This is a genomic window from Ruegeria sp. HKCCE4148 (genome assembly GCF_017872495.1).
In the GTDB taxonomy this organism is placed as follows: Bacteria; Pseudomonadota; Alphaproteobacteria; order Rhodobacterales; family Rhodobacteraceae; genus Ruegeria.
Map to the genome: position 1 here is coordinate 524,552 of NZ_JAEDOS010000002.1, position 26,484 is coordinate 551,035.

Here is a 26,484-nt window from a genome sequence, read left to right on the forward strand (position 1 = left end):
TTTTTATGGTTTTTAACGTTGGATCAACGGAAGTTGACGGTCTTGTTTTCGCCGTCGGTCACTTCGATTTCGCGATAGGAACCCGCGCTTTCACCGGGGCCGATCAGCTCAACGCCAGACGCGCCGACATAGTCGATGTCTTGACCAGCAGCCAGCAGTTCCAAACCCTTGGCCAGCTCACCCGGATAGATCTTTTCACCCGGAGCGTTAGCGACGTCCAAGACTTTTGAACCATAATCGGCCGGGTTGGTTGACCCTGCGGCCTGCATCGCCAGCATGAACAGCGCGGCCGCGTCATAGCTTTCGGGCGAGTAAGGTGACGAGCCGTCGAAGCCAGCGGCTTCTGCCATGGCAAAGTACTTCTCGGCACCTTCACCGCCGGATCCGGCGATCTGACCGAACGAACCATTCAGGTCGGGGCCAACATTTGCAGGCAGCGAGTCACCGATCATACCGCCTGGCAGGCCGAATGTATCAAAGGCACCGCTGTCCAGTGCAGACTGGATGATGCCCAGACCACCCTGGTCCAGATAGCCTGCAACGACCAGAATGTCACCACCGGCCGAGGCCAGCGCGCCCACTTCAGCCGAATAGTCGGCCTTACCGTCTTCGTGTGCCGCAACAATCGTCACTTCGCCGCCCGATGCCTCGAAAGACGACTGAATCGCGTCCGCGAGACCCTTGCCATAGTCGTTGTTGGTGTAGGTCAGAGCAATCGAGCTGATGCCGCGGTCATTCAGGATGTCCGCCATAACCTGACCTTCACGCGCATCCGACGGAGCGGTGCGGAAGAACAGGCCGTTATCCTCCATGGTCGACAGGCCGGGCGAGGTGGCCGACGGCGAGATCATAACCATACCATTCGGAATCGCGACGTTCTGTAGAATCGCACCGGTCACGCCCGAGCAGTCACCACCGATGATACCGGCGACACCATCCGCAATCATGCGCTCACCGTTCGAGGTGGCCAGACCGTTGTCGATACAGCCTGTATCGGCACGCATTCCGGTGACGGTTGCACCATCCAGCAGCTTGCCGGACTCGGTGACTTCGGCCATCGCCATTTCGGCGCCAGAGCCCATTGCCGGTGCCAGCGATTCGATTGGGCCGGTAAAGCCAAACAGCACGCCCAGCTTCACATCCTCGGCCATGGCGGTTCCCGCAAGCAAGGCGGTGGCTGCAGTAGCAGTCAGCAGCTTTTTCATATGTTTACTCCCTGTATTGAACGTCTTTGTTCTGGCCTCGACCCTAGGCAAGCTGTTTGGAAAAGAAAAGTCCTAACGCAAACGTGTTTTTACCGTTTGGGAAACTAACTGTTTTGTTAGAAACTCTTCCGTGATTGCCGCCGAAAGGGGCCGACATGCTTCGCATTGTTACACTTCTGTTTTTCACGCTCAATGCGTTCTCAGTTGCCGCACAAACCCTGTCAACGTCCGCCGGAGGCATTGAACTGACCAAGATGGTAAGCGGTCTCGATACGCCCTGGGCCGTCGGAGTCTTGCCGGATGGGGCGTTCCTGATCACCGAGCGGGACGGAGATTTGCTGTTTGTTCAGAATGGTAAGGCGACCACTGTGCGGGGCGTTCCGAAAGTTGCCGCCAGAGGACAAGGTGGGTTGCTTGATGTGACGGTTCCACGCGATTTTCGACAAAGCCGCGAGGTATTTCTGAGCTTCTCAAAGCCTCAAAACGGGGGCGCTGGCACTGCCATTGCCGTTGGGCGGCTGTCGGAGAACGGTAAACGTCTGACCAACGTTCGGGTGATCTACGAAGCAACACCCGGCGGTTCCGGCGGGCGGCATTTTGGCAGCCGCATCGTCGAAGCACAGGATGGAACGTTTTTTGTAACCATTGGCGATCGCGGCCAGCCCGACAACGCACAGGACCGGTCTTCTCCGATGGGGTCGGTCATTCGGATAAACCGGAATGGATCGATCCCTGTAGACAACCCTTTTGTCGGGCAATCAAACATCAAACCTGAAATCTGGTCCTTCGGCCACCGCAACCCGCAGGGAGCTGCACTGGACGCGCAGGGGAGGCTGTGGGTTTCGGAACACGGCGCTCGCGGAGGCGATGAGATCAACCAACCCCGCGCGGGCCGCAATTACGGGTGGCCGGTCATTTCTTACGGCACGCATTATTCCGGCCAAAAAATTGGCGAAGGTACGTCCAAAGCCGGCATGGAGCAGCCCGAGTTGTATTGGGATCCGTCCATCGCGCCTTCGGGTTTGTTGGTGTATTCCGGCAAACTCTGGCCCCAATGGAAGGGGAATATCTTTGTCGGGTCTCTGAAATTCGACTATATCGCGCGACTTGCCGGAAAGTCTCTGCGTGAGGTCGAACAGATCAAAGGGCCGGAAACCGAACGTGTGCGCGATATCGTTGAAGCACCGGATGGTTCGATCTGGTTCATTTCAGTCGGGCAGGGCGCGGTGTACCGCATGACCCCGCAGGGCTAAACCGACAATCGCGTGCTCTGCGCGCCACGTTCCCGGTAGGGTGTCGTATTATAATGTGCCCTGTAGCATTTCGAGAAATGCGAAGGGCTGGCGAACCCACATGCAAGCGCAACGTTGATGACGCTCATATCCGTCTGCATAAGAAGATTCCGCGCTTTGTGCAGTCGCAGTTCCATGTAGTAGCGTTTAGGGGAACGGCTGAGGTACCTGCGGAATAGACGCTCTAGCTGGCGGGTCGACATGCCGACATCTTTGGCCAAAATAGAAGGCGAGATTGGCTCTTCGATGTTTTTTTCCATCATCAAAATGACCTGGCTCAGCTTTGGATGTCGCACGCCGATCCGCGTCGGTGTCGACAAACGTTGCGTGTCCTGATCAGTACGGATGGACGAATAGATCATCTGGTCCGCTACGGCATTGGCCAATTCTTCGCCAAAATCATCCGCAATCAGTTTAAGCGACAAGTCTATCGAGGATGTGCCGCCAGCAGTTGTCATGCGGTTGCCGTCAACCTGAAAAACCGATTTCGTCAGTTCGACCTCATCGAATTCCTCGATAAAACTGTCAGAGTTTTCCCAGTGAATCGTCGCCTTCTTGTTGTCCAGCAACCCTGCCTTGGCAAGCGTATACGCGGCAGTACACAGACCACCGATTCGAAGGCCGCGCCGCGCCTCGCGACGAACCCAGTTCAGGACGCGTTTTGTGGTCGCTGTTTGAACGTTTACGCCTCCGCAGATGAGGACGACATCATCGCGCTGCAGTTCTTCTAGATCCGTGTCGAGTTTGAACTCGGTTCCAGCCGAGCATTTGACCGTGCCGCCGCCTTCTCCAGACAGTGTCCAAGTATACAATTCCTGGTCCGCCATGCGGTTTGCGATCCGCAAACTATCAAGAGCCGAAGCAAATGATAGCAACGAGAACTTGTCCAGAAGAACAAAAACATAATGGCGCGGGATGGCCTCAGCGTTTTCCACTGTGACTGCCTGGCGTTGCACTTGCATGGCGGGTTGTCCTTACTTTGGCACTGAATACAGCCTTATCCAGCGACATATTTAGAGTTCACCATGATCAAAGCTTGTTTGCGCCGTCAAGAGGCGCAAATGGGATATGGTCACTCTTCAAAGCATTTTGTATAGAGGCCACCTGAACACTTCAGCGGAGATCAAAGCTATGACCGAATGGCAAAAATCGAACTGGCGCAACAAGCCCCGGGTTCAGATGCCAGACTATACCGACTCGGCCGCTCTGGCCAAGGTCGAGGCCCAGCTTTCACAGTATCCCCCGCTGGTCTTTGCCGGTGAGGCGCGGCGTCTCAAACAACATCTGGGTGCCGCCGGTCGCGGCGAGGCCTTCCTGCTGCAAGGTGGGGATTGTGCTGAAAGCTTTGAACAATTCAGCGCGGATGCGATCCGTGACACCTTTAAGGTGATGCTGCAGATGGCAATGGTTCTGACCTATGGCGCAAAAGTCCCGGTGATCAAAGTCGGCCGCATGGCCGGTCAGTTCGCCAAGCCGCGCAGTGCACCAACCGAAGTTGTGGATGGTGTGGAACTGCCCAGCTATCGTGGTGACATCATCAACGAATTGGCATTCACACCAGAAGCGCGCATCCCGAATCCTCAGAAGATGCTGCAAGCCTATACACAGGCTGCTGCCACTCTGAACCTGCTGCGGGCTTTTTCGACCGGTGGATTCGCGGACATGAGCCGCGTTCATTCGTGGACCCTTGGGTTCACAGATGAACAGGACGTGCAGAAGTACTCCGAGATTGCCGATCGTATTCAGGACACCATCGACTTCATGGAAGCGGCCGGGATCACGGCAGATACCACACATGAATTCTCGACCGTCGAATTCTATACCAGCCACGAAGGGCTGCTGCTGGAATATGAAGAGGCGCTGACGCGCCTGGATTCGACCTCGGGCAACTGGCTGGCTGGTTCTGGTCACATGATCTGGATCGGCGACCGTACACGTCAGCCCGACGGTGCGCATGTTGAATTCTGCAGCGGAGTTTTGAACCCGATTGGTCTGAAATGTGGTCCGACAACGACCGTGGAAGACCTTAAGGTTCTGATGTCCAAACTGAACCCCGAAAACGAAGAGGGTCGCCTGACCCTGATCGCGCGCTTTGGTGCGGGTAAAGCAGGTGAGCACCTGCCGCGTCTGGTCAAAGCTGTGAAGGAAGAAGGGGCCAAGGTCACCTGGGTTTGTGATCCGATGCACGGCAACACGATCAAATCGGCGACCGGTTACAAGACCCGTCCGTTCGACTCAGTCTTGCGTGAGGTGCGCGACTTCTTTGGCGTACATCAGGCCGAAGGCACCATCCCCGGTGGCGTGCATTTTGAGATGACCGGTCTGGATGTGACCGAATGCACCGGCGGCGTGCGCGCGGTGACCGAAGAAGATCTGTCAGATCGCTATCACACCGCCTGCGACCCGCGCCTGAACGCGTCACAGTCGCTGGAACTGGCCTTCCTGGTGGCAGAAGAACTGACAAATCTGCGCCGCAACGGCAGCAAGCGCGTCGCTAGTTAAGCGCGTAAAAACAGATTTAAACAGCGGGCCTTTGGTCCGCTGTTTTTCGTTTCAGGAAACGCTAATCGTCCCGTGACACGATCAATCGCAAATGCTTGGCAGGGTGTTTGAATTTTCCCTCGACTTCCGCAAACCCATGGGCCGGCGTTGGTTTCACTGGGATTTGGACGTGAATGTCAGACACCATTTTGATCCGCGTATCCGAGATTGAAAACCGCCGCGGCGTTTTTCCAATTGCCCCGTCAGCGATCATGACGCCCAGAACGCGGCTGACATCGCCCAGATCACTTTTCAGCGGCAGCAATATCATTCGGGCTTGCATAGGCGTGCGACCAAGTACTCCACCCGAAGTCATGCCCAACTCGGCAACAGCAGGGGCCGCGAACACTTGTTCCAGAACATCCTTAATGCCTGCGCGGTCATCAGGCTGGAAGAACGCAGTCAACGGCATACCCCGCACTTCCATACCCGCAAGCGCGTTCAAATGGCTTCCGGCTAGACGAAAACGGGCCAAGCCAGGCGCAATGCGCTCGAGTATAAACGTGTATTCCAGGATATTTTCCAGACCGCGCGGGTCAATCTGGGACCGCATCGGGACACTGTCACGATTCAGTAATGCGGTCCAATACGCCTCGGCCTGGCGGATCGGCGAAAGGCTGCGCCCATTGTCAAAGCGATCCATTGCGACGATCTTTCCAAATTCTGACCCGGAACCAATCCCGAAAAAGGTTTTCATCTTCTTTACCCTTACGCCAAAAGGCTGCCATTTTTCTAAAATGCAACACATCGGGAGCAGCGGCAGCCTGCAAACCATTGCTCTGGGCAGTTTGACTCGGGTTAAATCAATTTTGGAGCAATTCTTTAACGAATGGTTAACTCGAACCAAACAATTGCGCTTTCAGCAAATACTTGCCCTGCACCGGTCAATGGCATTAGGTGCGACATGAGTGAGACGCATCAGGGCCAAATGAAGGGGCGGGTATGATCAGATCCATGACCGGGTTTGCCTCGGCACAGGGGCAGCACGGGCCACATAGCTGGACGTGGGAACTGCGCAGTGTGAACGGCAAGGGGCTCGACATGCGCCTGCGCGTGCCGGATTGGCTGACCGGGCTTGAGGCCGCGCTGCGGGCAAAACTGTCCAAATCCCTCAGCCGCGGGAATGTTACTCTGTCGATGCGCCTGAACCGCGAGGACTCGGCCCCAGAACTGGCTCTGAACGAGACAGCCATGAACGCTGCGCTGACCGCTCTTGAGCAGGCAGAACAGATGGCCTCGGCGCGTGGCATAACTCTGGCCCCATCGCGGGCCTCAGACCTGTTGGCGTTAAAGGGAATGCTGGATGCGGGATCGGATTCAGATGATCCGGGGCCACTGGTTGCCCACCTCACGGCTGAATTTGACGCTCTTGTCGACGCGTTCTTGGATATGCGCCGAACAGAGGGCGCCGCGTTGGCAGCGGTTCTGAACACGCAACTGGATCAGGTCGCCACGCTGACCGCGAAAGCGGCAGAACTGGCCGAACATCGCAGGGATAATATGGCACAGGCCTTGCGGGAAAATCTGGCGCGGGTGCTGGACAATTCACAAGGCGCCGACCCGGAACGAGTTGCGCAGGAATTGGCCCTGATCGCAGTTAAGGCCGATATCACGGAAGAAATCGACCGATTAACAGCACATGTCAAAGCCGCGCGCGATCTGTTGGGGAAAAACAGTGCCGTCGGCCGCAAGCTGGATTTCCTGATGCAGGAGTTCAACCGCGAAGCCAACACACTGTGTTCCAAAGCCCAAAGCTCGGATCTGACAGCTGTTGGGCTTGAGCTAAAAGCGGTGATCGATCAAATGCGCGAGCAAGTGCAGAACGTAGAATAAGAATGGGAACATCTGACATGGCGGATCGCCGCGGCCTTTTAATCATCCTGTCTTCTCCGTCCGGGGCAGGCAAATCCACGTTGGCCAAACGGCTGATGGCCTGGGACACAGATCTGGAATTCTCGATCTCGGCCACGACCCGCGCACCGCGTCCCGGTGAAGAACATGGGCGCGAGTATTTCTTTCTGTCAGAGGACGAGTTCAAGCAACAAGTGGCCGAAGGGCAGATGCTGGAGCACGCCCATGTTTTCGGGAACTTCTACGGTTCACCGGCGGAACCCGTGCGCAATTCGATCAACACTGGCAAGGATGTTCTGTTCGACGTTGATTGGCAAGGTGAGGTGCAGATCAGAAACTCTGACCTTGGCAAACATGCCCTGTCGATCTTCATTCTACCACCGTCGATCCCCGAACTGCGCCGCCGTCTTGAGACACGTGGTCAGGACAGCGATGACGTCATTGGCAAGCGCATGCTCAAAAGCTGGGATGAGATCAGCCACTGGGGCTATTACGACTATGTCCTGATTAATGATGATCTTGAGGCAACCGAAGAAAAGCTGAAGACCATTGTCAGCGCCGAGCGAATGCGCCGTATCCAGCAACCAAAGCTGCAACAGCATGTGCGCAAATTGCAAAATGAGTTCGAGGGCCTGTCATGACCGTTTACGCCTTGGGAGATCACGCACCGGACTTACACGAGGACACATGGGTCGCGCCCGACGCCAACCTGATTGGCAAAGTGGTGTTGGAGCAGGGTGCCTCGGTTTGGTTTGGCTGTACGATACGCGCCGATCACGAAGAAATCCGCGTAGGCGCGGGAAGCAACGTGCAGGAGAATTGCGTCATGCATATCGATGCGGGCTTTCCTTTGACCATCGGGGCAAACTGCACGATCGGGCATAAGGTCATGCTTCATGGTTGTACAATTGGAGACAACTCACTGATCGGTATGGGCGCGATCATTTTGAACGGCGCAAAGATCGGGCGAAATTGTCTGATTGGGGCAGGGGCCCTGATCACCGAGGGCAAAGAAATTCCAGACAATTCGCTGGTCATGGGTGCGCCGGGCAAAGTTGTGCGACAGTTGGACGAGGCATCGGCGCAACGCATCACACTCAGCGCACTTCACTATCAGGAAAACATGCGCAAGTTTCGCAAAACTTTAAAACCTGTCTCGTAAGGCGTTCGGGCCAATTGAGTTTTAAGTCATGTCCACCGAGCTGTTAGACGAATTTGTCCAAGCGATTCCGATGCCCGCGCTGATGGTGGATCAGACGGAACGGATCATTGCCGCCAATACCGATGCAAAGACTCTGCTTGGTCAGAATATCGTCGGACGCCACTTCGCCACGATCCTGCGGCAACCGCAGGTATTGGAAGCCATTGAACAAAGCCTCCAAACCAAAAGCACAAAAAAGACGCGCCACCTGTCCAATGACGGCGCGCAGGATACGACGTTTGAGGTTGATTGCCGCTATATGAACGGTGTTGGCGCGGTATCAGGTGGGGCTGTTTTGGCCTCATTTCAGGACATCACCCATCTGGAACACGCCAGCCAGATGCGGCGGGATTTTGTGGCCAATGTCAGCCACGAGTTGCGCACCCCGCTGACCGCGTTGATGGGCTTTATCGAAACCTTACGTGGCCCGGCGCGCGATGATCCAGGCGCGCGGGAGAGGTTTCTTCAGATCATGACGGATGAAGCCAACAGAATGAACCGATTGGTTGGCGATCTTCTGTCTCTCAATCGGGTCGAAAGCGAAGAACGCGTCCGACCCATTGAACAGCTAGAACTAACGGGGCTGTTACAATCCATTCTGAACTCAGTGCGCCCTCTGGCCGAGGACGCAGGCGTGGCCTTGGTACTCGAAGCGCAGGACGGACCGGTGTCGGTCACCGGCGACAGCGACCAGTTGCGTCAGGTTTTCACCAACCTCGTCGAAAACGGCATAAAATACGGGGGCAGCGGCGGCAACGTGACAGTACGCGTTTTGTCCATGGAACGAGACACTGCGCTGAGGGGGCCGTCGGTGCGGGTTCAGGTCATCGACAAAGGCCCCGGCATAGATCCGATTCATCTGCCACGTCTGACAGAGCGATTCTATCGCGCGGACAGCCACAGATCCCGGCAACTGGGGGGAACAGGGCTTGGGCTTGCCATTGTCAAACACATCGTCAACCGGCACCGGGGACGGCTAAGAGTTGAGAGCGAATTGGGAAAAGGCTCTGTTTTTACGGTGATTTTGCCACGGTGACGCGTTGCCAGAGCGGACTTTAAAAACCGCCGCTTCGCCCAGTCGGATCACTTTACGACAAGTAAAGCGTTACAAAACGCATGTTGTCATAAAACCGTTACACACTTGTCACAAAAGGCTTACGCATGCGGCCTAGGGGTTCGCGCAGGATCATCATGGGGGTGATCAAACATACCTTTTCAGGGAGACTGAAATGTCCTTTGTAAAACTGTCGGCTTCTGCGCTGGCGATTGCTGCCGTCTCGGCAACCACTGCTGCTGCCCGTGACAACGTACAGGTTGCCGGTTCGTCGACCGTTCTGCCTTATGCTTCGATTGTTGCTGAACTGTTCGGTGAAAACACCGACTTCCCGACCCCGGTTGTAGAATCCGGCGGCTCTTCGGCCGGTCTGAAGCGTTTCTGTGAGGGTGTTGGCGAAAACACCATCGACGTTGCAAACGCATCGCGTAAAATCCGCGAAAAAGAAATCAAAGCCTGTGCCGAAAACGGCGTGACCGACATCATGGAAGTCCGCATCGGTTATGACGGCATCGTATTTGCCAGCCAGCAGTCGGGCCCTGCCTTCACTGCGTTCGAGCCTGCCGACATTTACAACGCCATCGGTTCGAAAGTCATGAAAGACGGCGCATTGGTCGACAACAGCTTCAACAGCTGGGCCGAGTTCAACGCCGATCTGCCGGACGTTGAAATCGCAATGTTCATCCCGGGCACCAAGCACGGCACCCGTGAAGTGTTCGAAGACAAAGTTTTGCTGGAAGGCTGCGAAGCCACTGGTGCCATGGAAGCCATGGTTGCAGGCGGCATGAGCGAGGATGACGCCGAAGACGCATGCCTGGACGTCCGCACCGACGGTAAGTCGGTCGACATCGACGGTGACTACACCGAAACTCTGGCGCGTATCGACACCAACCCCAACGGCATCGGCGTGTTCGGTCTGGCGTTCTATGAGAACAACACCGACAAGCTGAAAGTGGCCACCATGGGCGGTATCGCACCGTCGACCGAGACCATCGCGTCGGGTGAATACCCTGTGTCGCGTCCGCTGTTCTTCTACGTCAAGAAAGCGCATATCGGCGTGATCCCTGGCCTGAAAGAATACGCACAGTTCTTTACTGCTGACGAAATCGCAGGCGGTTCCGGCCCTCTGGCCAACTACGGCCTGGTTGCAGATCCTGAGCTGGCCAAGACCCAGGACGCCATCGCTAACGAAGTTACCATGGGTTCGGGAAGCTAATCCCGCCTTTGGCTTGAATAACCGGGGGCGGCAACTTATGCCGCCCCCAACTGTGTTTTCCGAAATTCCCAGCCAAGACCTTACGGGGGTGTCATGCCGATACTATGGCTCTTTCTGATCGTGCTTGCGATCGCCGCAGTCGGTTATGTGTCAGGACGCGCACGCGCCTTGCAAAGCGCCGGTGGAGACAGCAGGAACCTGCACTCGCTGCCAACTTACTACGGTGCAAATGTAGCCCTCAAGGCCGTTGTCCCCGCCTTTGGTCTACTGATCATTTGGCTGCTGGCACAGCCACTTTACGTGTCGTCTCAGGTTTCCGAAATGATCCCAGAGACTTCCGTCAAAGAAGGCTCGTCACTAAGCCTGGTTATGGCTGAAGTACGCCGCACGGCGGACGGGCTGAACAACGCTGTGGCCGCCGGCGTACTTTCGGAAGATCAGGCCCGCAACGCGCGCGCGGACGTAACCGACGTGACGCAACGCCTGAAAGATGCCGGGCAGGTGGTGACGTCCGAGATCACTCAGCCAGTTCTGCGAGCTGCACAAAGCTACCGCGCCATGAACTCCACCGGTTACGCGATCATGACGGGTGCGGTCATTCTGGTGGCTCTGATTGGAGCCGCAATCAGTTGGTTTCAGACACATTCCGACTACCGTGCCCGCAACGTGGTCGAGCAGGGGATACGCTTTCTGCTTCTGGCTGCGGCATCTATCGCGATTCTGACGACCATCGGAATCGTTCTGTCGCTGGTCTTCAACACGTGGGAGTTCTTCAAGCTCTATCCCGCGTCTGACTTCTTCTTTGGGACAACCTGGGCGCCCAGCTTTTCGGGCCGCGGCGGCGCATCGGATCTAGGGATCATTCCTCTGCTGTGGGGCACGTTCTATATCTCGCTGGTGGCTCTGCTGGTGGCTGTTCCTATCGGACTGTTTGCCGCGATTTACCTCAGCGAATACGCCTCATCCCGCGTGCGCTCTGTCGCAAAGCCGCTGCTTGAGGTTCTGGCCGGGATCCCGACCATCGTTTACGGTCTGTTTGCCCTGTTGACTGTCGGCCCGCTTTTGCTGGACGTGTTCGGCGATAACGGTTTGGGCTGGATGAAGGCAGGTACAGCCGTAATGACCGCCGGTATTGTGATGGGGATCATGCTGATCCCATTTGTTTCGTCTCTGTCTGACGACATCATCAACGCGGTACCTCAGGCGATGCGCGACGGATCTTACGGTTTGGGTGCGACCCAATCCGAGACCATTCGCCAAGTTGTTCTGCCAGCCGCATTGCCCGGTATCGTGGGTGCGATCCTGCTGGCGGCATCGCGGGCGATCGGTGAAACCATGATCGTGGTTTTGGGGGCAGGGGCCGCCGCCCGGCTCAGCCTCAATCCTTTTGAAGCAATGACAACCGTCACCGCCAAAATCGTCAGTCAGTTGACCGGCGACGCGGACTTCGCCTCGCCCGAGGCGCTAGTCGCCTTTGCCCTTGGCATGACCCTTTTCATCCTCACGCTGGGGCTCAACGTTTTTGCCCTCTACATCGTGCGTAAGTATCGGGAGCAGTACGAATGACCGACGCAAGCATGGACAGCCCGAACACGACCCGCCACGCGACTTCTTTGATGGCCACGGAAGCACGGACAAAGAAGCGAGCGAATGCAGAAAAACGCTTTCGGGTCTACGGCATCGTTGCAATCGCGACCGGGCTTTTCTTTCTGATCGTGCTGTTCGCTTCGATTTTGTCGCAGGGCATCCCGGCCTTTCAGCGTACCGTCGTGAGCGTCGAGTTCACTCTGTCGCCGGCACAACGCGACGAAGCGGAAGGCACTCTGTTCAAGACCAAAGCCTATTCCGACCTGTTTATCGGTGCGCTGAACGATCAGTTGACCGAAAGCGGTGTCACCGTCGATTTCGATCAGGACGCGATTGAGCGTCTTTTGGGTAAAGTGGGTGGCACGATCCGCACCTTTTACGCGGACAACCCAGACAAACTGGGGGAAGCGGTACAGTTCGATCTGGCCGCCTCAAGCCGGGTTGACGGATACTTCAAGGGTCGCGTTTCACGTGACACCCTGCAAGACAGCCGCTTTCTGCAACTGAGCGACTTGGATCTGGTTGATGCGCTGAAAGAGGCGGGGATCATCAAACAGGCATTTAACTGGCCCTTCATTACAGGTGCAGACTCGGGCGTGGACAACCCCGGAGGGGCGGGCATCGGCGCTTCGGTTGTTGGTTCGTTCTTCATGATGCTGGTGGTTTTGGCGCTGTCATTGCCCATCGGTGTCGCGGCTTCGATTTACCTTGAGGAATTCGCACCGCAGAACCGATTTACTGACCTGATTGAGGTGAACATCTCGAACCTCGCCGCTGTTCCGTCGATTGTGTTCGGTATTCTGGGTCTGGCCGTGTTCATCCAGTTTATGCATCTGCCGCAATCGGCGCCCTTGGTCGGTGGTCTGGTGCTGACCCTGATGACGTTGCCGACAATCATCATCTCGACCCGCGCTTCGCTGAAGGCAGTTCCCCCGTCGATCCGTGACGCGGCGTTGGGGGTAGGGGCCTCGAAAATGCAGGCCGTGTTCCACCACGTTCTGCCGCTGGCCGCACCGGGTATTCTGACCGGCACCATCATTGGTCTGGCGCAAGCCCTGGGCGAGACCGCACCGTTGCTTCTGATCGGCATGGTGGGCTTTGTGGCCCGCGGATATCCCGATGGCTTCGTCGCTGGCTTCACCGAGCCGAACTCGGCCATGCCAGCGCAGATCTACACCTGGGCCGCGCGCGCCGATGTTGGGTTTTATGAGAAAGCCTGGGGCGGCATTATCATCCTTTTGATGTTCCTGCTGACCATGAATATCATCGCAATCATCCTGCGCCGCCGCTTTGAACGCCGCTGGTAAGAGGGGGCAACAATGAACGATATGACACGAGTGGAGAGAGCCGTGGACTCCAAAGACATCAAGATCAACGCCAAAAAGGTTCAGGTCTATTACGGCGACACCCATGCCATCAAAGACGTGGATGTTGCGATTGAAGACAAGACTGTGACCGCCTTTATCGGCCCGTCGGGCTGCGGCAAATCCACGTTTCTGCGCTGTCTGAACCGGATGAACGACACCATCGACATCTGCCGGGTCGAAGGCGATATCCTGCTGGATGGCGAAGACATCTACGACAAACGCGTTGACCCGGTTCAGCTGCGCGCCAAGGTGGGCATGGTGTTCCAAAAGCCGAACCCGTTCCCAAAATCGATCTACGATAACGTGGCCTATGGTCCACGCATTCACGGTCTTGCAAAGAACAAGGCAGAACTGGATGAAATCGTTGAAAAATCCCTGCGTCGTGGCGCGATCTGGGATGAGGTAAAAGACCGCTTGGACGCGCCCGGCACAGGTCTGTCGGGTGGTCAGCAACAGCGTCTGTGCATAGCACGCGCCGTTGCGACTGAACCCGAAGTTCTGCTGATGGACGAGCCATGCTCGGCGTTGGACCCAATTGCGACTGCGCAAGTTGAAGAACTGATTGACGAACTGCGCTCGCGCTATTCGGTGGTGATCGTGACCCACTCGATGCAGCAGGCTGCACGGGTCAGCCAGAAAACCGCCTTCTTCCATCTGGGAAATCTGGTCGAGTTCGGGGAAACCGGACAAATCTTTACCAACCCTGTAGATCCGCGCACGGAAAGCTACATCACCGGCCGTATCGGCTGAGTTCAGGTATTTGACAATGAGCGAACAACATATTGCATCCGTATTCGATCGCGATCTCGAGGCGATCCAAGCGCATATCATGAAGATGGGCGGCCTTGTCGAAGCCGCCATCATGAGCGCCGCGCGCTCGTTAGAGACCCGCGATGTGGAACTGGCGCAGCAAGTGCGGCAAGGCGACAAAGCCATCGATGCGCTGGAAGATATCATCGACGAAGAAACCGCGCGCCTGATCGCACTGCGTGCGCCCACAGCCAGCGATTTGCGGTTGGTTCTGTCTGTCCTGAAAGTCTCGGGCAATCTTGAGCGGATCGGTGATTATGCCAAGAACATCGCCAAACGCACCACGGTCCTGGTCGATGCGGGCGAGATCAACGGAAGTGCCGCAGCCCTGCGCCGCATGGCGCGCGAAGTCGAGCGGATGCTGCGCGATGCGCTGGATGCCTATATTCAACGCGATGCGGAACTGGCGACCGATGTCATCAACCGCGATGAAGATGTCGACCAGATGTATAATGGGCTGTTCCGAGAGTTTCTGACCTTCATGGCCGAGGATCCGCGCAATATCTCGTCCTGTATGCACCTGCATTTTATCGCCAAGAACATCGAGCGTATGGGCGATCACGTCACCTCGATTGCCGAGCAGGTGGTCTATCTGGTCACCGGAGAACGCCCAACCGAGGCACGGCCCAAGGCCGACACAACGTCGCAAACCGTGTAGGAGACGACCGAGATGTCCGCAGATCAACCGACAGTTCTGGTGGTTGAGGATGAACTGGCGCAACGCGAAGTGCTGGCCTACAACCTCGAAGCAGAAGGGTTTCGCGTCTCGAAAGCCGCCAGCGGCGATGAGGCCATGCTGCTGGTAGACGAAGATTGTCCGGATATCATCGTTCTGGATTGGATGATGCCGAACCTCAGCGGGATCGAAGTTTGTCGTCGCCTGAAAAGTCGTCCCGAGACACGTTCGATCCCGATTATCATGCTGTCGGCGCGCACTGAAGAAGTCGACAAAGTGCGTGGTCTGGAAACCGGTGCGGACGACTACGTGGTGAAACCGTACTCTGTTGTCGAATTGATGGCGCGCGTTCGCACACAGCTACGCCGGGTTCGTCCGGCAACGGTTGGGATACGTCTGGAGTTTGACGACATCGTTCTGGATTCTGAGACACACAAAGTCAGCCGAGACAGCAAACCTTTGAAACTCGGTCCAACAGAGTTCCGTCTGCTTAGCACCTTCATGGAAAAGCCGGGCAGGGTCTGGAGCCGCGAACAATTGCTGGACCGCGTTTGGGGCCGAGACATCTATGTGGATACCCGAACTGTTGATGTCCACATTGGACGGCTGCGCAAAGCGTTGACGCAACATGGCGGTGAAGATCCAGTGCGGACCGTACGCGGCGCAGGGTACGCACTCGGATGAGCTGAAAGGCTTTTAAACCAAGAGCTTGCGAGCACTTGTTGACGGGATGACAGCATCTAAATACAGAAGTCTCAAGGGTCGTTGCGACGTTTTCCGCTATCTCAGTTTCATCAATTCATCTCTGAATGCCTCGGTTGGAGTTTGCCATCCGAGGCACTTTCTGGGGGTTCCGTTCAGGCGGTCGCAAATCGCCTTCATTTTGCGATTTGAGAGCGCCGCGAGCTGGGTGTCGCGCGGAAGATATCGGCGGGCCCGCTTGTTCAGATTCTCGACCGATCCCTTCTGCCACGGTGCCTGCGGATCACAAAACCAACTCTCCGTGCCAATGCCGGATTTAAGCTTTCGCCACTCTCGGAATTCAAAGCCCCGATCAAATGTAATCGAGCGTCGTGCTGGTTGGGGCAGGGGTTCCATCACATCCATCAGTTTGTTCATGAAATGCATTGAACTGCGGTCGTTGTTGCGGAACAGAACAGCGAACCGGGTCTTTCGCTCGACCAACGAGGCGACATTCATTTTGCCAGTGTGACGCTCGAAGATCATCAGATCGCCTTCCCAATCACCGAATTCTTCGCGTGTTTTTACACATTCTGGGCGCTGGTGAATGGACCGATCCGGTGGGAAAACCTGACCTCTGGGCCGTCTGGCGTAACGTGGTCGGCGTTTCTTGCGTCGGCTCGGCAGATGGCGCGCCAGTTGTTCGGATTGGCCTTCGGAGCTGTAGATATAGGCGTAGATCGTCTCGTGGCTGACCCGAAAAGGCTGATTGTCGTAACCAAGGCGGCCCGCGATCTGTTCCGGTGTCCAACCTGCAATCAAACGGTCGATGACATGCGCGCGCAGCTTTTCCAGCCGGATCAGCTTGCGCCGCCGCGCCCGCCTGGACTGCGCCGTTCGTTGCGCAGTGACACCATAGTAGCCGCTCAGTTGTGGCAGTGCCGAGTCTTCGAAACGGTTCCGATTGATCTCCCGATAGATCGTGGATCGATGCCTGCCAATCTCGGTAGAGATCCTGCTTATGGGCATCTTTGCGTTCAACATGTCTTCAATGGCGCGCCGCTCGTGCAGATTCAATTCCGTATGTGCCAATTTCCGTTCTCCTTGCTTTTCAGCAAGATAGGGGATTTGTCGCAACCGAGTTTAGAATGTGCCCCTTGAATGTATATGCGTGGTATAATCATGATTATGTTAAATTTGGTGCGGGTGGAGGGACTTGAACCCCCACGCCTTGCGGCGCCAGAACCTAAATCTGGTGCGTCTACCAATTTCGCCACACCCGCAACCATGCGCTTCAGCGCCGTACTGCTGCGCTCTTAACAAAGCTTGATGCCGAGTGCGAGAGGTAAAATTTACGAAACAGCAAGTTTGTTCACTTGAATGGAACTGATAGGGATTATCGGTTCTGGCCTGCGTGAAACGCGTCGTTGGTTCGGAAGACATATACCTTGATGAGGGTTGATCGCGTGCGGTTGACTCGACCAGACATCGGCATTTTTCAAAGCAAAGCTTCCACAAGTTTGCGGTGAATGGGGCACTCCGATCAATTCGCAATGCGAACGCGCTTACGTTGAGAAGACGCTCAGTCTTCCGCAAGTACGTTGTGGTTTTCGGATGTCGAAGTAGGATAAAACACACCCATGACTAGCGTATCTGGCACCGCAAAAATCGAGCGCTCGGCCACATGCTCATCCAATAAATTAGTATTTTCAATTAATTACTGAACGGTAGTTCACAGTCGACAAGCCAACCCTGCAAAATGGTCGGCAGAAGCGACTGCACCAACTGGTTGAAAGCAATATACTCGCAAAGGTTGAGGCATTCTTAGGTTGGCTCTGCCATGTTGCCGCCACATTTCAACCGCCAAAAAATCTTATTCGCGTCAAATTAAGACCGCCTTGAAGGTTCTTCTTGGTTGCAAGGAGTTAATGAGTCTTTTTCGCCAATTTGGCACCGGTACGAGTTTTCTGCTCAACTCCAGTACAAGGTTTTCTGCTGTGACCGATCTGAATTCCTCCGTTGCCGCCGAGCAAGACGCTGTCTTTTTCGCTCGCGAGAGCTTTCTTGGCGAACTCAAAACTCTGAACCGGGACTATCCAAATACGGGCTTTGGTATTTCGTTGCGCACCCATTCAGGTGAACATTATCTGCTGGCAAACGCCCGGATGCCTTTGCCGGCGGCGAAATCTCTGGGTTTCCCGACAGGGCGCCGCGTGGCGCGACTTGAGAACGGTGATCGCTTCAGCTCTATCGAAGTGCTGGCGGATTCCAAAGCCTACGAAACAATTACCCCACGTGCCGAAGCCGAGATTCTGGGCAACGCGCTGGATTTGATCGCACGTATTGACACATTGACAGGCCTACCTACGGGGCGCGTGTCGCACGAACCCCAGATTGCTGCTACGGGAACCGGAGGTTAAGCATGGCGCGCAACGATCACCTTTTGTCTGTTGGCAACGAGGCATTGGCTCCGATGACCTCTGCTATGTCGTCGCTGACGGCGCAGATCGATCAATTGACTGAGGTGGCAGATGCGCGCTCCTCGGCGCGGCTGGCCACCCTCAAGACGCGAATGGAAAATTTCACCGCCAGCATCACGATGGTGGGCCAGGTCAAGGCAGGCAAGTCGTCGATTGTTAATATTCTGGCCGGGCGCCCTGCCCTGTTACCCTCAGACGTCAACCCTTGGACGTCGGTTGTCACGACCTTGAACATCAACACGCGTCCGCCAGGCGACACCAAAGCCAAGTTCACATTCTTTGAGCAGGAAGAATGGGACAACCTGATGGTCGGCGGCGGTCGTTTGGGCGAATTGGCGAACCGAGCGGGTGCGGATGACGAGATGGACGACATCCGCCGCCAGATCGGTGACATGAAAGCCAAATCCGAAGAGCGTTTGGGCAAGCATTTCGACCTGATTCTTGGTCAGAGCCATCAGTATGATCATTTCGATGAGGAATTGATCCAACGCTATGTTTGCTTGGGCGACGAAGACGATCCGGATATCGATCCAAAAACCGGACGGTTTGCTGATGTCACGAAGTCAGCTGAGCTGTACATGGACATCCCGCAATATCCGATCGCGCTCAAGCTCTGCGACACACCCGGTGTGAACGACACATTCATGGTGCGCGAACAAATCACTCTGCGCAGTCTGCGAGGGTCTGAGGTTTGTGTCGTCGTTCTGGCCGCAAGTCAGGCGCTAACCACCATGGACATGGCTTTGATGCGCATTATTGCGCAGTTTGAGAACCGCCAGATTGTCCTGTTCGTCAACCGCATCGATGAACTTTCAGATCCAGTCAATCAAGTGCCTGAAATCCGCGACCGCATTCAGGATACGCTGAAGCAGAACAACATCGACACCAATACCAGCGTCGTGTTTGGCAGTGCTTTGTGGGCCGAAGCAGCCTTGACCGGAAACCCGGACATTCTGACCGAAGAGTCGCGTGAGGCACTGAACACGTTCTACCTGGCCGCTGGGTTCGGGGATCAGGCACCTTCACTGGATAAGATTTGGGCCTTGTCCGGCCTGCCCGATCTGCTTTTGGCCATCAATGAGCGCATTGCTGAAGGGGCCGGAGCGCGGTTGATGGATCGTGTGCGTCATCGCGCGCGCAACATCGCCAGCCAAATCCGTGCCACAGCAGTTGCAAAGAACTTGTCCGACGGTGAAGGCATTTCGAGGGATTTGGAAGGTGTATCGCCTGAAGATGCAATCAACACCGTGGCAGCGGAATATGAAAAGAAAGCGGCCGAGCTGACAAATGCCCTGCGTGACAAGGTGTTGGAACGTCTAAGCGCAGCCGAAGCCAACTTTGTCAAACGGGCAACGGATTCTTTGATCGCCCATCTTGAGAAGAACGGCGAACAAGGTACATGGCAATACGACCCGGCTGGGTTACGCACACTGCAAAAGGCAGCTTATTTCAGCTTTGCTCGCGCAATGCGTAAGGATGCTGGAGCGTTGTATGGAACCGCTGCGGCAGATGTCGAGGCGTTGTACCAAAAGATATTGGGCAACCATCTGGGCGAGTTCAGCATTGAAGCACCCATTGTGCCCCGCGTCCCGCCGCCTCTTGGCATCGGTCGGACCATTGCTCTGGATCTGCAAAGCACCTGGTGGCGGCGATGGTGGCAAAGGCGCAAAGGCTTTGAAGCCTACGCTGCGGACTACACACGTCTGATTGCATCCGAGGCCAACTCGATCACTAAAGATATCGAGGAAAACCAGATTGCCGCGGTGCTGGAAAACGTCCGCGCAACCCTGACAGACTTTATGCGCGAGCAGAAGGAAACTCTGCTGAGCATTTCGTCGACGGCCGATAAAAACGCAGGTCAAACTGCAGCGGCCATGGCGGGTTTGCAGCCCCAGAAATCCAAAGATGAGATTCTGGGTGACATCCTAAAAGATCTAAGCAACGAAGCGGCATAAGTAGAAAAATGGCAAAAGATACACAATCACGCTTTGTTTCACCGAAGACATGGGAACGTATCGAGCAGTGGTCCCGCCGTAAGCCTGTTTTCGCCCTGATGGGCGAATTCAGTGCCGGTAAGTCTACGTTGATGAATTTTCTGCTACGAACGCAGACCTTGCCCACGCAGGTTACCGCAACCCAACTGCCGCCAGTCTGGTTCAGCTGGGGTGATCGCTCACCCTATATCAAGCGCCATGACGGCTCGGTCGAGGTTATCGAACTGGACGATCTGGAATCCGTGGGCGTCAACGACGCGCAATTCATTCGGGTATTTCTGAAAGCCGATATTCTTGAGGCCGTCGATCTGATTGACACGCCCGGTATCTCGGATCCTAAAATCTCGACGGATGTCTGGCAACGGGCCGTCGGTCAGGCCAATGGGGTATTGTGGTGTACACACGCGACCCAAGCCTGGCGCGAGACTGAGCGTGCGACATGGGTATCACTGCCTGAACGTTTGCAAAACAACTCGCTGCTTTTGATCACTCGCGCGGACGCGCTGAACCTCAAGGACCGTCAAAAGGTTTTGCGTCGCGTGAATCGTGAGGCAGGTCACCTGTTCAATCGTTCTATTCTGTTTTCCGCTCGGGATGCGATTGTTGCCCGCGACAAAACCGGTGATGCTGAGATGTGGTCTCGCAGCGGTGGCGGAAAGATGATCGACAGCTTCCTGGAGATCACTGAGCAGATTATGGACAAACGTGCCGATCAGCTGGCCCGGTATCAGATCGACAAAAGCCCCTCGGACGCATCCAAGGTGCAGCCGGTGCGCCCGGCTCGGAAATCCGACAGCGAGACTCAGGCCGAAGCCGCACCTTTAAGGTTGGTCAACCCTGTGGAAGAAGAAGCGCGGCCCGAGCACGATGGCGCCGCGGTCGTCACCAGCTTTCCCGTCCGCCCCGCCCGTGTAGAGCGGCGCTCGGATGAAGCTGAACGGGTGCGGATCAATGCGGAAGAGGCCGAGCGTCTGCGCGCTGAAATGGTCTCGGACCCAGAACCGACATCAGCGGAACCCGACACAAGTGATGATCTGCGCGCTTTCTTCAAGGACACGTCTAACGATCCGTTGGAGCTGACCAATGTCGCCGGACTTGACGGCAGCGTTGATGAATTTGACTTGTCAGATGGTACCGACCTTGATGACGAGCTTGAGGATTTGGCCGACAACAGCATCGAAGTTGAAGAGACCGGTGGTGCAGCCCTTGAGATTGAGGCCTCCGAGGATGTCCTTGCATCTCTTAACACGACTCTGCGGGACGCACCGTCTAACACGCAACCTGCGGAAGACGCGGTCGACGAGTCTGATAACTCCGAAGATCGTGGAATTGAGGTTTCGGTTTCTTCCATTGCGGCGTTGATGGCAGCGCAGCCCAACGGCAGTGCCGACGATTATGAACCAGAACCCGAGACCAGCGGGCTGATCGAAGCTGCTCTGACCGATCAGGTGGATGCCATCGAGCCTAACATCTCAGTACTCGGAGAACGGCCTGAGGATGCGGATGGCTCGCCCTTGAGTGCATCGGATATGTGGCGTGAAATTGCGGACAGCGAAGATCTGCCTGACGATGCGGATGGCCTGAAGAACGTGTTCAAGGCGTTTTTGGCAGAGTTTGACCAAATCGCCATAGAAAAAAGTGAAAAGCACTCAAAGGAGACATTGCAATCCATTCCGAAAGCAAAGGAAAACAGCGCTGCAGAATGGCACGTGTTGTAGTGTCACCAGAATCGATATGACCGGCAACCTTCAATTGAAAACAATAACTTAGATGTCCATCCAAAACGCCTTAAGCACAGCGATCGAAACAATACCCGACTGCATTGCAGCCGGGTATATCGATATGGAAACCGGGATGCTGCTGGGGAGCAGCGTTTCGGAACCGGAATGCACGGAATCTTTGGACAATTTGTCGATTGCGGTTGCTAATCTCTTTCAAGGACGCGGGGTTGCCGCGTTTGAGGCGTTGTTGCGTGACGCTGGTGGCGATGATGAGGCGCAGAACACAGGATTTGGGGAAATCGCCGTGTTTTCAAAAGATCGTCTGAACATTTTCTTGCGGACGAAAGAATATCCGGACCATGTGGTCTGCTACATTTGCCGCAATAGCGCAAATGTCGGTTTGGCATTGACAAAATCACATCTCAGCCTGGGGTCGGTTGCGGCCGCAGTTTGAACGGGACCAGAGGGGGTCACGGTATGATGGACACAGACATTCTGGACATGCTTGAGGATATCGGGCGGTCCTCGGTTGCGCGGTTGTCACCTGCTGTGACAATTGCAGCGGACTCGGCTGCGGCACGGCGCGCGGCAGTCTTGCGCAGCATTCGCGGCACTATTCTGCCCCGTCGGCTGGACTTCACGGCCGCCAATGGGATGTGTCTGGCGATCGAGGTGAATAGTTCGCGGGTCACGGATATCTTCCAGGTGCCGAGCGGACCAACGCCGGATTTCGAAACGGAAAGTCGCGGCGAACTGGTCGAAAAGCTGGCTCAGTTGGTGTCAGAGATTGCAACCGCCCCTACCCCGCTTGAGCTGAAGTCAGGTAAACCGGACTCGGATCTCGAGGCGGATGATGTGGGTTTGACTTATAGTGAAATCGAGAGCGCTTGCGCTGCCATTGACTTGTCCACAGAACCGATTGTGTCCGTTGTGCCGGATTTAGAACCGTCGACAGACGACGACCCTGCACTTGCAATGAATGTTGATCCTTCAACAGAGCTTGCGCAGCGCTTTTTTGACGGTGCGGGCCGCTTTGCATCTGGCCGCGTGTTGATCGACAGCGCGGACAAGACCGGCCTGGCCTACGAAGGGTCTTGCCAGCCGTCGCAAGGCATGCATCCCGGTCCGGACGTTTTGGCCCGTTTTGCAACCGATCTTGCGGGTTGGGATAACGATACCCAGGACGAGTTCGACGGTCCCCAACTTATCGTCATACGGCCGTCTGGCGGGAAAGGCGCTGGACTGGCAGTGCTGAGCGATAGTGGTCAAATAGCTGTTGCCGCCCACGACGCGCGTAAGCTGGGGGCAGTTGTTAATCTGTGGACTTCTTTACAGGGGACTAAGGAATGATTGTCCCTGTAGGATTCAAATTTTCGATTAATTCAATCCTTTTTTGTGTGACCAAGGTAGTGAGTAATGAGTGAAACAAATCGCCGCGAGCTTATACGCATCGCAGAAGATATGCATGAAACCAGCAATGATGAAACGCGCCATTTCATTTCGCGTATCATCGGAGATCTGGCAAGCCTGAAGCCGTCAATCGCTTTTGTGGGGCAGATCAAGGCTGGGAAATCCCGTTTGATCAACGGGTTTACCGGGCAGGCTGAATACCTGCCGTCGGACGTCAACCCATGGACCACGGTAATCACCGACATGCATTTCGGGCATCCCTCTGGTCGGACTGAGGGGGCCGAGTTCCATTTCTTTGACAATCACCAGTGGCAATCTCTGATCGCCGAAGGTGAAGAGCTGCGCAATATGTTCCCCGATGACGAGGACAGCTATAAGCGCGAGATGATCGAAGAGCAGGTCGAAGCTATGAAGACCCGGGCGCGCCTGCGTTTGGGCGACAGCTATGAGCAGCTGTTGGGGCAACATCACGATCTTGAAGAACTGAACTCGGACGATCTTGCGCGCTATGTGTGCGCAGGGGATGATCCTGGCGAAGATGGCAACGTAGATCCAGGCAGTGATCGTGGACTGTACAGCGATATTACCCGCAAGGCCGAAGTTTATTTCGACATCGGGCATTTCCCGTTTCCTCTAACCGTTACGGACACTCCTGGGGTCAATGACCCCCTGCTGATCCGCGAAGAGATTTCGCGCCAATACCTGAAGGAATCAGATTTCTTCGTGGTGGTTCTGTCCGCACATCAGGCATTGTCGCGCGCGGATCTAAAACTGTTCCGGCTGATGCAAGCGCTTGAGCTTGGTCAGATCGTTGTTTTCATCAACCGCGTTGATGAGTTGGGCGGCGGCCCCGAGGACGCGGCCAAAGTGCGTTTGGATGTTCTGGACGGGTTGGAAAAGGCCCTCGGCAATGCGGACATCGACGTTCTGATGGGCAGCGCTCAATGGGCGCATTATGCGCTGACCGGTGATGAAACCGGTGTGAACCATGACGATGTTTTGGCGTGGCTGCGCGCGCATCCGGAACAGATGAAGCAATACCTGAACGGCGTGGCCGAGATCAAACAAGGCCCTGGCCCCATCAGTCGCGAGGCTGTTTTGCGTTTTGCCGCAATGATTGCTTCAGGTCTGCCAGATCTACGCAGGCATGTTACCAAGGCTTTGACAAACGGGCCCATTGACGAACAGCTTCGGATGGCCTGGCAGCATCTTGACAGTTTCGCACGCGGTGAGCTTGAGCGGTCTCAGGTTCATCTGCGGGCGCTACAAGATGAAAATAGTTCCGATGCGCGCAGCGCAGGTGACAGTGACAAATCCTTTGGTGAGCTGCGCAAACTGATAGCAGATAAGACACAGGAAATCACTCGGGACATGGATGATGTCCTTTCCAATCTACGTGGCGTGATGGATGATACAGTTGCTGAATCCGTCTCGGGCGTAGTGCGTGGGCCCAACGGTCAATCACCCCTGCTGGCCAAAGGTGGTGCGACCGAGTTGAACTTTACCCCTTTGCGCGAACACATGCGGGAACTGGTACAAGGCGCTTCTCAAGTAGTGCGCCAGCGCATGCTGAGTGAGCTTTATGCGGTCGACATGCAATGCAACGCAGCTTTGCGCGCTTTGCCGGGCTGGCAAGAACCGGTCGACAATCGCATGAACACCAGCGCTGTTCGGTGGTTCCGACCTGACACCACTGCGCTCACCCGTGGAATTACGGTTGAATTGCGTGTAAACTGGTTGTCGCGTCTGATCTCGCGCAACAGCGTTGTAACACGAGCGGAACGGATGATTGTGCAAGAGTTCGAGTTGATTGGTGACGATTTGATCGACACCACGCGTGACAACTTGCTGGAACGGTTAAATACAGTTTTGGATCATTATGTGGCCCTGTTGGCGGGTCATTTCGAACACCGCTCGGGCGCGGGTGAATTGAATGCTCAGGCCGAAGCACAAGTTGCATTCGACCGAGCGCGCCGCATTGCTTCGGACCTTGAAAGTGTCTTTGGAACCGGCCATGCGGACGAACGACAAGCAGAGGCAGCGGAATGATAGAATTTCCCGGAACCGAACAGGAAGTGCGCCAACTGGAGCGTTTTCTGACCGCGACTGAAAAACTGTCGTCTGATGACAAGTTGGAGGACATGCGCGCGCGGGCTTTGGCCCACGCCGAGCGGTTGTCCAATGCGGTCAATATCGGGTTTGCCGGGGAGTTTGGTGCAGGTAAATCAAGCCTTGCTAACATGCTGGCCGGTGCAGATATTCTTCCCACCGGTCCTCAGCATCTGAAACTGCCACTTGTCATTGTGGCCTTCGCGGAAACGCCCGAGACGACCGTGGGTTGGTGGGACAAAGAACCCAAGACCTACTCTGGAATAGCACTGGAAAAAGCCGCGGCGGATGAGCCGGATTTTATTTCGGTGGGGATCAACACGCCTGCACTGAAGGAAATCTCACTGTTTGACCTTCCCGGCTCAGGTGCTTTGGACGATACCTATAAAAAGACCCTGGACTTGCTGAAGTTCGTCGACTGCGCAATCTGGTGTTCAAACGGGACAAACGCATGGCGTGAGACAGAGCGCTACTTGTGGTCCAAAGTGCCACCTGAATTGCGCGCCAACAGTCTGCTGGCTGTGACTCACGCTGATCTGCCGCACGTGCAAGGATCATTGGACCGCGTTTTGTCTCGGCTTAACAAAGAAAAGGACGGGATGTTCTGCGAAGTAGTTCCGATCGGCACTCCTTTGGCAGTGAAGGCCATGGCTCAGGAGCCGGAGCCTGATTTTACCTTGTGGGAGACGTGCGGTGGTCAGAACCTTGCCGAACAAGTTCTGAACGTAGCGTCCAGCCGACGTCGCAGCGATCTGGACGCGGCTCGAAAGGACTTGCAACAGGAATTTCTGCCATTCCTCGAAGCGCTCCAGGGACCGGACTCAGAACCGACACCTCCCGATGCAGCAGCGATGCAATCCACGCTGGGCTCTGCCCTACCGCCTTTGAACAACCCCATTCTCGAAGACTGGCTGGCGGCAATTGCAAGCATCTATGAGGATCTGCGCGAGTCCTCGGATATAGAGCCAGTTTCGTTCCTGCAAAGTTGCCAGGAAATCGTCGTAGACTTTGCAGAAAGACTGGAGCAAGGTGGCGAGATTGACCCGGATGCAGACTGGATTCCAGCAGAGTTTGAAAAGGCCACCGACCTGCTTTTGCTGTTGCAGTTCGAAAGTGGCGATGCGCCCCTGAAGGACGCAATCAGCATATTGGTGCAGCTGGGTGACAACCTTGCATGGGCTGGTAGCACGGTCGCCGCAGCTCAATCCAAAACCGGGACCTGATAATCTCTCGTTAAGATTGAGTGCAGTTTAGCGATTCGAAGGGCCAAGGAATCGGCCCTTTATTGT

General features: G+C 55.7%; 23 protein-coding genes and 1 tRNA gene. 19 read left to right on the top strand and 5 right to left on the bottom strand.

Going from position 1 to position 26,484, the window contains the following annotated elements; translation table 11 throughout:
* Positions 1-23: 23 nt before the first annotated feature.
* Entirely contained in the window at positions 24-1,205 is a 1,182-nt protein-coding gene (locus tag I9187_RS07705; protein WP_171174029.1) for an ABC transporter substrate-binding protein, read from the bottom strand.
* A 155-nt stretch (positions 1,206-1,360) separates the two neighbouring features.
* Between I9187_RS07705 and I9187_RS07710 the strand changes: the two genes are divergently transcribed.
* On the top strand, positions 1,361-2,458 hold the full coding sequence (locus I9187_RS07710) for a PQQ-dependent sugar dehydrogenase (protein ID WP_171174027.1): 1,098 nt from the start codon (positions 1,361-1,363) through the stop codon (positions 2,456-2,458).
* Here I9187_RS07710 and I9187_RS07715 read toward each other — a convergent pair.
* The gene (locus I9187_RS07715; RefSeq protein WP_171174025.1) at positions 2,455-3,459 is read right to left on the bottom strand and encodes a GlxA family transcriptional regulator; all 1,005 of its coding nucleotides are present in this window, start codon (positions 3,457-3,459) and stop codon (positions 2,455-2,457) included. The two genes, I9187_RS07710 and I9187_RS07715, sit on opposite strands and share 4 nt — an antisense overlap.
* Positions 3,460-3,628: 169 nt before the next feature.
* Between I9187_RS07715 and I9187_RS07720 the strand changes: the two genes are divergently transcribed.
* Complete coding sequence (locus I9187_RS07720) at positions 3,629-4,999, top strand: 3-deoxy-7-phosphoheptulonate synthase class II (RefSeq protein WP_171174023.1); 1,371 nt, start codon at positions 3,629-3,631, stop codon at positions 4,997-4,999.
* A 61-nt stretch (positions 5,000-5,060) separates the two neighbouring features.
* Here the strand turns inward: I9187_RS07720 and I9187_RS07725 are convergent, their stop codons facing one another.
* Positions 5,061-5,735, bottom strand: a complete 675-nt coding sequence (locus I9187_RS07725; protein WP_171174021.1) for a PAS domain-containing protein — start codon at positions 5,733-5,735, stop codon at positions 5,061-5,063.
* A 245-nt stretch (positions 5,736-5,980) separates the two neighbouring features.
* Between I9187_RS07725 and I9187_RS07730 the strand changes: the two genes are divergently transcribed.
* The 10 genes from I9187_RS07730 to phoB all read left to right on the top strand — a co-directional run bounded on the left by I9187_RS07730 (position 5,981) and on the right by phoB (position 15,484).
* Positions 5,981-6,871: a YicC/YloC family endoribonuclease gene (locus I9187_RS07730; protein ID WP_171174019.1), complete on the top strand. Its 891-nt coding sequence runs from the start codon at positions 5,981-5,983 to the stop codon at positions 6,869-6,871.
* Positions 6,872-6,888: 17 nt separating this feature from the next.
* Positions 6,889-7,530: a guanylate kinase gene (gene gmk / locus I9187_RS07735; protein WP_171090030.1), complete on the top strand. Its 642-nt coding sequence runs from the start codon at positions 6,889-6,891 to the stop codon at positions 7,528-7,530.
* On the top strand, positions 7,527-8,051 hold the full coding sequence (locus I9187_RS07740) for a gamma carbonic anhydrase family protein (protein ID WP_171174017.1): 525 nt from the start codon (positions 7,527-7,529) through the stop codon (positions 8,049-8,051). The genes gmk and I9187_RS07740 overlap by 4 nt, the downstream gene beginning before the upstream one ends.
* A 28-nt stretch (positions 8,052-8,079) precedes the next feature.
* Positions 8,080-9,126 carry an ATP-binding protein gene (locus I9187_RS07745; protein ID WP_171238858.1) on the top strand — a complete coding sequence of 349 codons (1,047 nt, stop codon included), beginning with the start codon at positions 8,080-8,082 and terminating at the stop codon, positions 9,124-9,126.
* Between the two features lie 193 nt (positions 9,127-9,319).
* Complete coding sequence (locus I9187_RS07750) at positions 9,320-10,360, top strand: substrate-binding domain-containing protein (protein WP_171090036.1); 1,041 nt, start codon at positions 9,320-9,322, stop codon at positions 10,358-10,360.
* Positions 10,361-10,453: 93 nt separating this feature from the next.
* A complete protein-coding gene (gene pstC / locus I9187_RS07755) occupies positions 10,454-11,926 on the top strand; it encodes a phosphate ABC transporter permease subunit PstC (protein ID WP_171174013.1) in 1,473 nt (490 codons plus the stop codon).
* A complete protein-coding gene (gene pstA / locus I9187_RS07760; RefSeq protein ID WP_209509267.1) occupies positions 11,923-13,254 on the top strand; it encodes a phosphate ABC transporter permease PstA in 1,332 nt (443 codons plus the stop codon). Before pstC ends, pstA begins: the two co-directional genes overlap by 4 nt.
* Positions 13,255-13,266: 12 nt before the next feature.
* Positions 13,267-14,064 (top strand): phosphate ABC transporter ATP-binding protein PstB, encoded by a 798-nt coding sequence (gene pstB, locus I9187_RS07765; protein WP_171090042.1) that lies wholly within the window; start codon positions 13,267-13,269, stop codon positions 14,062-14,064.
* Between the two features lie 16 nt (positions 14,065-14,080).
* On the top strand, positions 14,081-14,782 hold the full coding sequence (gene phoU, locus I9187_RS07770) for a phosphate signaling complex protein PhoU (protein ID WP_171090044.1): 702 nt from the start codon (positions 14,081-14,083) through the stop codon (positions 14,780-14,782).
* 12 nt (positions 14,783-14,794) lie between these two features.
* Entirely contained in the window at positions 14,795-15,484 is a 690-nt protein-coding gene (phoB, locus tag I9187_RS07775; RefSeq protein ID WP_171090046.1) for a phosphate regulon transcriptional regulator PhoB, read from the top strand.
* A 96-nt stretch (positions 15,485-15,580) separates the two neighbouring features.
* Here phoB and I9187_RS07780 read toward each other — a convergent pair whose 3' ends face one another.
* Entirely contained in the window at positions 15,581-16,573 is a 993-nt protein-coding gene (locus tag I9187_RS07780; RefSeq protein WP_209509268.1) for an IS30 family transposase, read from the bottom strand.
* Between the two features lie 106 nt (positions 16,574-16,679).
* A tRNA-Leu gene (locus I9187_RS07785) sits at positions 16,680-16,764 on the bottom strand.
* A 714-nt stretch (positions 16,765-17,478) separates the two neighbouring features.
* Here I9187_RS07785 and I9187_RS07790 point away from each other — a divergent pair.
* From I9187_RS07790 to I9187_RS07820, 7 genes are all read left to right on the top strand, one after another.
* Positions 17,479-17,901: a hypothetical protein gene (locus tag I9187_RS07790; protein WP_171177033.1), complete on the top strand. Its 423-nt coding sequence runs from the start codon at positions 17,479-17,481 to the stop codon at positions 17,899-17,901.
* A gap of 2 nt (positions 17,902-17,903) precedes the next feature.
* Positions 17,904-19,916 carry a dynamin family protein gene (locus I9187_RS07795; RefSeq protein WP_171235135.1) on the top strand — a complete coding sequence of 671 codons (2,013 nt, stop codon included), beginning with the start codon at positions 17,904-17,906 and terminating at the stop codon, positions 19,914-19,916.
* Positions 19,917-19,924: 8 nt separating this feature from the next.
* Positions 19,925-21,673 carry a dynamin family protein gene (locus tag I9187_RS07800; RefSeq protein ID WP_171177029.1) on the top strand — a complete coding sequence of 583 codons (1,749 nt, stop codon included), beginning with the start codon at positions 19,925-19,927 and terminating at the stop codon, positions 21,671-21,673.
* Positions 21,674-21,725: 52 nt separating this feature from the next.
* Complete coding sequence (locus I9187_RS07805) at positions 21,726-22,130, top strand: hypothetical protein (RefSeq protein WP_171177021.1); 405 nt, start codon at positions 21,726-21,728, stop codon at positions 22,128-22,130.
* Positions 22,131-22,153: 23 nt separating this feature from the next.
* The gene (locus tag I9187_RS07810) at positions 22,154-23,026 is read left to right on the top strand and encodes a hypothetical protein (RefSeq protein WP_171177019.1); all 873 of its coding nucleotides are present in this window, start codon (positions 22,154-22,156) and stop codon (positions 23,024-23,026) included.
* Between the two features lie 66 nt (positions 23,027-23,092).
* On the top strand, positions 23,093-25,135 hold the full coding sequence (locus I9187_RS07815) for a dynamin family protein (protein ID WP_171177017.1): 2,043 nt from the start codon (positions 23,093-23,095) through the stop codon (positions 25,133-25,135).
* Positions 25,132-26,418, top strand: coding sequence for a dynamin family protein (locus I9187_RS07820; protein WP_209940131.1), 1,287 nt, complete (start codon positions 25,132-25,134; stop codon positions 26,416-26,418). The genes I9187_RS07815 and I9187_RS07820 overlap by 4 nt, the downstream gene beginning before the upstream one ends.
* The last annotated feature ends 66 nt before the right edge of the window (positions 26,419-26,484 follow it).